The sequence below is a fragment of the Streptomyces sp. OfavH-34-F genome (assembly GCF_022347745.1).
GTDB lineage: Bacteria > Actinomycetota > Actinomycetes > Streptomycetales > Streptomycetaceae > Streptomyces.
This window is the reverse complement of record NZ_JAKRGC010000349.1, coordinates 1-6348: the sequence shown is the minus strand read 5'-3', so window position 1 is coordinate 6348 and position 6348 is coordinate 1. Positions and strand designations below refer to the sequence as shown.

At 72.9% G+C, this 6348-nt stretch carries 6 protein-coding genes and 1 pseudogene; 5 read left to right on the top strand and 2 right to left on the bottom strand.

All coding sequences use genetic code 11. The features are described 5' to 3' along the window. Positions 1-40 precede the first annotated feature (40 nt). A complete protein-coding gene (locus MHW47_RS30575) occupies positions 41-751 on the bottom strand; it encodes a MerR family transcriptional regulator (protein ID WP_239227121.1) in 711 nt (236 codons plus the stop codon). 194 nt (positions 752-945) lie between these two features. Between MHW47_RS30575 and MHW47_RS30570 the strand changes: the two genes are divergently transcribed. From MHW47_RS30570 to MHW47_RS30560, 3 genes are read left to right on the top strand one after another with little or no spacing between them, the layout of a single operon-like run. After that, complete coding sequence (locus tag MHW47_RS30570) at positions 946-2472, top strand: NAD(P)/FAD-dependent oxidoreductase (RefSeq protein WP_239227120.1); 1527 nt, start codon at positions 946-948, stop codon at positions 2470-2472. Then, complete coding sequence (locus tag MHW47_RS30565; RefSeq protein ID WP_239227119.1) at positions 2469-3440, top strand: alpha/beta fold hydrolase; 972 nt, start codon at positions 2469-2471, stop codon at positions 3438-3440. The genes MHW47_RS30570 and MHW47_RS30565 overlap by 4 nt, the downstream gene beginning before the upstream one ends. Continuing rightward, positions 3437-4330, top strand: a complete 894-nt coding sequence (locus tag MHW47_RS30560) for an SDR family oxidoreductase (RefSeq protein ID WP_239227118.1) — start codon at positions 3437-3439, stop codon at positions 4328-4330. The genes MHW47_RS30565 and MHW47_RS30560 overlap by 4 nt, the downstream gene beginning before the upstream one ends. Positions 4331-4388: 58 nt before the next feature. On the opposite strand, the gene MHW47_RS30555 is transcribed toward MHW47_RS30560, so the two are convergent. Next, positions 4389-5549: an SMI1/KNR4 family protein gene (locus MHW47_RS30555; protein ID WP_239227117.1), complete on the bottom strand. Its 1161-nt coding sequence runs from the start codon at positions 5547-5549 to the stop codon at positions 4389-4391. 152 nt (positions 5550-5701) lie between these two features. Here MHW47_RS30555 and MHW47_RS30550 point away from each other — a divergent pair, with 152 nt between their 5' ends. Both MHW47_RS30550 and MHW47_RS30545 read left to right on the top strand, forming a co-directional pair. After that, positions 5702-5887, top strand: a complete 186-nt coding sequence (locus MHW47_RS30550) for a hypothetical protein (protein ID WP_239227116.1) — start codon at positions 5702-5704, stop codon at positions 5885-5887. A gap of 227 nt (positions 5888-6114) precedes the next feature. Next, positions 6115-6348 (top strand): annotated as a pseudogene (locus tag MHW47_RS30545) (hypothetical protein); the annotation flags it as partial.

Genomic DNA, 6348 nt, shown 5'->3' with positions numbered 1-6348 from the left:
CGCCCCTGCCCCGCCGCGTCCGCCCCCGGACCGGCCGCCCCTACCCCGCCGCGTCCGTCCCCGGTCCCGCCGCATCCGCCCCCGGTCCCGCCGCATCCGCCCCCGGCTTCTCGCGTCGCAGGCGTCGGTCCAGCGCCATCGACAGCTCCGCGTCGATCACCGCCCGTGCCAGCGGTCGCAGCTGGGGCGGCTCCACCACCTCGCCCGCCTCCGCGGCCGGGGGCTCCGGCCCGTACTCCTGGAGCACCGCCACGAACAGGTCCGCGAGCGCGTCCGCGTGCTCGCGGACCCGGCGGCCCGTCGCGAGGACCGTGGCGAGCGGCACGCCTTCCCGGACCAGCTCGGCCGACACCTCCAGGAGGCGGCGGCTGATGTGGACGATCTCCTCGCCGTCCGTCCCCAGGTAGCCCAGCTCCATCGCCAGCGCCAGGTTCTCCGGGGTGGACTCGCCCTCGAAGTAGTCGGCCAGCTGCTCCGGGGTGAGGCGGACCGGGGTCTCCTCGGACGGTTCGCCCAGGCCCAGGACCTCCGCGACGTCCCGCCCGCTCTCGAACGTGCGGGCGAGGTCGGCGATGCCGGTCAGGGTGTGGCCGCGTTCCAGGAGGCCGGTGATCGTGCGCAGGCGGGCCAGATGGCTGTCGTCGTACCAGGCGATGCGGCCCTCGCGGCGGGGCGGCGAGATCAGGCCGCGCTCCCGGTAGAAGCGCACGGTCCGGAGGGGGATGCCGGCCTCCCTGGCCAGCTCCTCCATGCGGTACTCGCGGTGCTCGCGTCCCTCTGCCACCCCCGCACCCTATCCGTCTGCCCGGCGGCCCGGCCCCATGTTGTACCGCCGGTAACTTTCCTCTGCGGACCCCCTACCCATCGGTACTCCGCTGCTTTACCCTCCCAACAATGCCAGTGATTGCTGGCAGAGTCGTGTGACGTACCGCGGGAGGCGGCAGCATGGCCCAGCACGAGCATGTACGCGTGGCGGTGATCGGATCGGGATTCGGGGGCCTCGGGGCCGCGGTCCGGCTCCGCCGCGAAGGCATCACCGACTTCGTGATCCTGGAACGGGCCGGTTCCGTCGGCGGCACCTGGCGCGACAACAGCTACCCCGGCTGCGCCTGCGACGTCCCGTCCCACCTGTACTCCTTCTCCTTCGCCCCCAACCCCGAGTGGCCGCGCACCTTCTCCGGGCAGGAGCACATCCGCGCCTACCTGGAGCACGTCGCCGACACCTTCGGGCTCCGCGCCCACCTGCGCCTCAACCACGAGGTGACGCAGATGCGCTGGGACAACGACGAGCTGCACTGGGTCATCGACAGCGCCAACGGCACCACCGTCGTCGCCGACGTCGTCGTCTCCGCGACCGGACCGCTCTCCGACCCGAAGATGCCCGACATCCCCGGTCTCGCCGACTTCCCCGGCAAGGTGTTCCACTCCGCCCGCTGGGACCACGACGCCGACCTCACCGGCAAGCGCGTCGCGATGATCGGCACCGGCGCCTCCGCCATCCAGATCGTGCCGTCCATCCAGCCCAAGGTCGGCAAGCTGACGCTGTTCCAGCGCACCCCGCCCTGGGTCATGCCCCGTATGGACCGCAAGATCAGCGGCTTCGAACGCCGGCTGCACCGCGCCCTGCCCGCCACCGGCACCGCCCGCCGCGGCCTCCTCTGGGGCATCCGGGAACTCCAGGTCAGCGCCTTCACCAAGCACCCCGACCAGCTCGGCCTCGTCGAGCGGATAGCCAAGTCCAACATGGCCCGCGCCATCAAGGACCCCGCACTGCGCGCCAAGCTGACCCCCTCGTACCGCATCGGCTGCAAGCGCATCCTGCTGTCGAGCACGTACTACCCCGCCCTCGCCCAGCCCAATGTCGACGTCGTCGCATCCGGGCTCGCCGAGGTCCGCGGCTCCACCGTGGTCGCCTCGGACGGTACGGAGGCCGAGGTCGACGCCATCATCTTCGGCACCGGCTTCCACGTCACCGACATGCCGATCGCCGAACGCGTCGTCGGCGCCGACGGGATCACGCTCACCGAGTCCTGGAAGGACGGCATGCAGGCCCTGCGCGGCGCCAGCGCGGCCGGCTTCCCGAACTGGATGACCATCATCGGCCCCAACACGGGCCTCGGGAACTCCTCGATGATCCTCATGATCGAGTCCCAGCTGAACTACATGGCCGACTTCATGCGCCAGCTCGACATCCTCGGCGGCAAGGTCGCCCTCGACGCCCGCCCCTCCGCCGTCAACGGCTGGAACCGCCGCGTCCAGGACCGCATGAAGCGCACCGTCTGGAACACCGGCGGCTGCAACAGCTGGTACCTCGACGCCAACGGCCGCAACACCACCGTCTGGCCCGGCACCACCTCCGAGTTCCGCCGGGCAACCCGCACGGTCAACGTCTCCGAATACCAGGTGATCCGCCCGTCCCTCCCCGCCCAGCGCAGCTCCGGCGGGGCTGTCTCCGAGGAGGCCGTCCGATGAGCCGCCCCCTGCCCGTCGCCGGCCGCCGGCCGGTCCCGGTCCGCGAACTTCTCGCCGTCTCCGCCGACGGCTCCCGCATACACGTCGAGATCCACGGTCCCCAGGGCGCGCCCGCGATCGTCCTGGCCCACGGCTGGACCTGCAACACCAGCTTCTGGGACGCCCAGATACGGGACCTGGCCGTCGACCACCGCGTCATCGCCTACGACCAGCGCGGCCACGGCACCTCGCCCGCCGCCCGCCGCGACGGCTACAGCACCGACGCCCTCGCCGACGACCTGGTCGCCGTGCTCGGCGCGACCCTCGGCCCCGGCGAGAAGGCCGTCCTCGCCGGACACTCCATGGGCGGCATGACCATCATGGCCGCCTCCCGCCGCCCCGAACTGCGCGAGCACGCCGCCGCCGTCCTGCTGTGCAGCACCGGCAGCTCCCGGCTCCTCGCCGAATCGCTCGTCGTACCGCTGCGCCCCGGCGCCGTACGCACCCGCGTCACCCGCGCCATACTCGGCGCCCGCGCCCCCCTCGGGCCCGTCACCCCGCTGTCCCGACGCATCCTCAAGTACGGGACAATGGGACCGGGTTCGGCCCCCGACCGGGTCGACACGTGCGCCCGCATCGTGCACGCCTGCCCCCGTGTCCCCCGCGTCGCCTGGGGCCACGTCCTCGCGGAACTCGACCTCGACGAGGGCGTACGGGAGCTGCGGGTGCCCACCGCCGTCATCGCGGGTACGGAGGACAGGCTCACCCCGCCCGTCCACGCCCGCGCCATAGCGGCGGCCCTGCCCGACTGCCGGGGCCTCACCGAGCTGACGGGCATGGGACACATGACGCCCGTGGAGGCGCCGGAGGCGGTCACGGCGAAGATACGGGAACTCGTCACCGCCCACCTCACGGTCGGCACGGACCGGGAGCACAGCACCGCCACGGACACCGAGAGCAACACCGAGGGCAAGGAGGAGGTCGCATGAGCGGCAGGGGAAGTCTCGAAGGACAGGTCGTCGTCGTCACCGGAGCCGCCCGCGGCGTCGGTGAACTCCTCGCCCGCAAGCTCTCCGCCCGCGGCGCGATCCTCGCCCTCGTCGGCCTCGAACCCGACGAGCTGAAGAAGGTCTCCGAACGCCTGCACGGCGAGAGCGACCACTGGCACGCCGACGTCACCGACCACGAGGCGATGGCCCGCGTCGCCCAGGAAGTAAAGAATCGGTTCGGCAAGGTCGACGTCGTCGTCGCCAACGCCGGTGTCGCCACCGGCGGCCCCCTCATCGACTCGGACCCGGTCGCCTGGCGCCGCGTCATCGAGGTCAACCTCATCGGCGGCGCGGTGACCGCCCGCGCGTTCCTCCCCGTCCTCATGGAGAGCCGCGGCTACTTCCTCCAGATCGCCTCCCTCGCCGCGATCACCCCGGCCCCGATGATGAGCGCCTACTGCGCCTCCAAGTCCGGCGTCGAGGCCTTCGCCCACTCCCTGCGCGCCGAGGTCGGCTACCGGGGCGTCAAGGTGGGCGTCGGCTACCTCTCCTGGACCGACACCGACATGGTGCGCGGCGCCGACGAGGACGACGTCATGCGCGACCTCCGCAAGCGGCTGCCCTGGCCCACCAACCGCACCTACCCCCTCGGCCCCGCCGTCGACCGGGTCGTCGCCGGCATCGAGCGCCGTTCCGCCCATGTGTACGCCCAGTGGTGGCTGCGCGGCATGCAGCCCGTCCGCGGCTACCTGCCCACCCTCATCGGCGTCGTCGGCCAGCGCGAGATGAAGAGGTTCGGGCCGCGCCTGGAGGGCGTCTCCAAGGGGCTCGTGGGCGCCGGCGGCGCCGCCGACCAGAACGAGCGCGCGTCCCGTACGGGACGCGGCTGACCACCACGCGGTACGGGGCCGGCCCCGGGCGCTTCCGGCGGGACCGGAGCGGCCGGGGTCAGCCCTGTTCGCCCTGCTGCGCGGCGTACTGGGCCGCGTGCCAGGCGTTGTCGATGGCGGGATTGCGCAGAGCGCCCCAGAAGCGGTCATCGGGCATCGAGGGCAGGGGCGGGCTCCCCAGGTCCTCGTGCAGATCGGTGCGCCAGCCGAGGTGGAGCCGGCCGTGGAGGTGCGCGCTCATGCGTACGCACTCGTACGGCGAGCCCCAGATGCCGTGCACCGTCGTCTCCGCCGCCCACTTGAGGACGTGATCCCGGCGGGCCTCCGCCTGGGCGATCACCGCGCGCAGCCGCAGAGCCGGCGGCCCGGTCTGCTCCCGGGGCGGCGGGGCCTCGCCCCGGTCCAGCGCGTCCAGGGCCGCCCCGACCTCCGGATACCGGTCCAGGCCCGTGTCCTCGGCCACCCTGCGCAGTTGCTTCCGCGCGGCCTCGGCGACCCGCTCGCGGGGCAGGACCGCGATCAGCGCGCCGAGTTCGTCGAGCCCTTCGAAGCGGCTGACGTGGACCACATCGGTGGGACGGCAGGACAGGTCGAGCTGCGGGAGTTCCTCGTCCGGCCGGGGAAGGGGCTCCACGGCACTGCCCCATTCCGGCCGGGGCGACTCGGCCCACTCCCAGATCAGCCGGCCGTTGAACGTGACGGCACCCGAGGCGTGGCCGCCCTCAAGGAGGTCGGCCAGCTCCGTCAGGTACGCGCCCAGCGAGTCGGCCATGCCGAAGTCGGTGCCGGTCTCGTCGAAGAAGCGCCCGATCGCGCCGTAGGCGCCCTGCTCCCGGCCGCAGTCGATCGTGAGCCCGTCGGCCGTCGACTCGAAGGAACCGAACTTCACGTAGGCGTCGGTCCAGTAGTAGGCGGCCTCCTCCTCGTCCAGGCCGTCGGCCAGGTGGCGCATGAACCTGGTCTCCTGGACGATCTCGCTCACCGGGAGCAGCCGGTCGTGCGAGCTGAACCGGAAGACCTCCGCGCCGCCCACCGCCCCGTTGTGCCGGCGCAGCGACGCGACCAGTTCGGCGGGAAAGGCGAGGCCCAGTTCCCTCTCCGCCGCCGCTATCTCCTCGGGCTCCGCAGGCGGCCCCAGCGTGGCGAATGTGCGGGGCGCGTGCTCCCGCAGCCACGCGTCGATGCGGTCCCACGCTTCCTGGACAGGGTCTCTTCTCATGATCCGAGCGTAAGGACGGGCACTGACAAGACGGCCCCCGCCGTCATCCGTACGCAGCGTGACTGATCGACATGCGGGGCGCGGCGGCCCGTGTGAATCTGGTCGAGGCCCCACCGGGCCACCCCCCCCACTCACCCCGAGGAGTGACCAGCATGGGCATCGCCGACCAGTTCAAGGACAAGGCGAACGAGCTCGCCGACCGCGCCAAGGCCTCGACGAACGACCGGAATCAGGACCGCGAGGCCACCGGCGACCGGGTCAAGGACGCGACCGACAAGGGCCGCGACAAGGCGCGCGACGCGGCGGACGACATGCGGGGGCGCACCTCCGAGCGCTGACGGTGCCCTGACGCACCGAGGGGCGCGCCCGGTACGCACCGGGCGCGCCCCTTCGCGTGGTGCGGGCCCGCGTCACACGGCGCTCCACCGTTGGTTGTCGCGGCCGTTGCACTCCCAGAGCCCGATCTGGGAACCGCTCGCACCCCCGAAGAGGTCCAGGCACTTGCCGGTGGACGCCCGCACCGGGCGTGTTCCGGGGCTCCTGCCCCGACGACGCAGAGGCGGACGTGGACGAGGTCGCGGAGGGGGACGCCGTCCGGTCCGCTGCCGCGCCGCCGGGCTGCGGCGAGCTGGTCCCGGCCTCCTCGCCTCCGTCCTCCGGGCGCACGGACTCCTCGGCCGGTGTCTCCGCCCGGCGGTCGCCCCCGTCGGAGCGCCCGCCGGCCGCGATGATCAGGCGCGCGACGACCGCGACCACCACCACACCGGCGACCGCCGCCGCGAGAGGCCCCGGCGGCGGC

Bases quoted from the DNA above. Each gene is read 5' to 3' on its own strand.
- MHW47_RS30560 (WP_239227118.1), top strand. From the start codon at position 3,437: ATGAGCGGCAGGGGAAGTCTCGAAGGACAGGTCGTCGTCGTCACCGGA.
- MHW47_RS30550 (WP_239227116.1), top strand. From the start codon at position 5,702: ATGGGCATCGCCGACCAGTTCAAGGACAAGGCGAACGAGCTCGCCGAC.
- MHW47_RS30555 (WP_239227117.1), bottom strand. From the start codon at position 5,549: ATGAGAAGAGACCCTGTCCAGGAAGCGTGGGACCGCATCGACGCGTGG.
- MHW47_RS30575 (WP_239227121.1), bottom strand. From the start codon at position 751: ATGGAGGAGCTGGCCAGGGAGGCCGGCATCCCCCTCCGGACCGTGCGC.
- MHW47_RS30570 (WP_239227120.1), top strand. From the start codon at position 946: ATGGCCCAGCACGAGCATGTACGCGTGGCGGTGATCGGATCGGGATTC.
- MHW47_RS30565 (WP_239227119.1), top strand. From the start codon at position 2,469: ATGAGCCGCCCCCTGCCCGTCGCCGGCCGCCGGCCGGTCCCGGTCCGC.